Annotated in this window: 1 protein-coding gene; it reads left to right on the top strand. The window is 46.4% G+C overall.

Annotated elements, in window-relative coordinates:
* On the top strand, positions 1-752 hold a 752-nt coding region (locus tag R7P74_RS26140), incomplete at both ends, for an aromatic amino acid transaminase (RefSeq protein WP_318123556.1).

Below are 752 nucleotides of genomic sequence, written 5' to 3'. Positions count from 1 at the left end.
TTGGCCTTACTGAAGAATTTAAAAAAGATCCTCGCGCTGAAAAGATTAACCTTGGCGTTGGTATTTACAAAAACGAACAAGGCGAAACACCTGTTCTTGCTACCGTAAAGAAAGCCGAAGCAGCACTGATTGAAACGGAAAAAACCAAATCATACCTAACCATCGAAGGGACTGCTGAGTACGGTCTGGCGGTACAAAAACTACTTTTCGGTGCAGACGCTGAAATCGTAGCGGAAAAACGCGCGAAAACAGCTCAAGCGCCTGGTGGTACAGGTGCATTACGCGTGGCGGGTGAATTTATTAAACGCCAACTTGGTAACGTAAAAATCTGGATCAGCAACCCAACTTGGGCAAACCACAACGGCGTGTTTACCGCTGCAGGTCTAGAAACGGCTCAATACACTTACTACAACGCAGAAACTAAAGACAAAGACTTCGATGCAATGCTAAACGATCTTCAAGCTGCATCTGAAGGTGACATCGTTCTTCTACACGGCTGCTGCCACAACCCAACTGGCATCGATCCAACTGCTGAAGAATGGGAAACACTAGCGAAGCTGATTGCTGAGAAGAAACTGCTTCCTCTGTTCGACTTTGCATACCAAGGCTTTGCTAAGGGTGTAGAAGAAGACGCAGCTGGCCTACGTACTTTCGCGAAATACAACAAAGAAATTCTCGTTGCGAGCTCGTTCTCGAAAAACTTCGGCCTATACAATGAACGTGTAGGCGCATTCACGCTTGTTGCTGAATCC

Source organism: Vibrio sp. 2033 (genome assembly GCF_033339735.1).
Note: the sequence above shows the minus strand (reverse complement) of the source record. Positions and strands in the feature narration are given on the sequence as shown.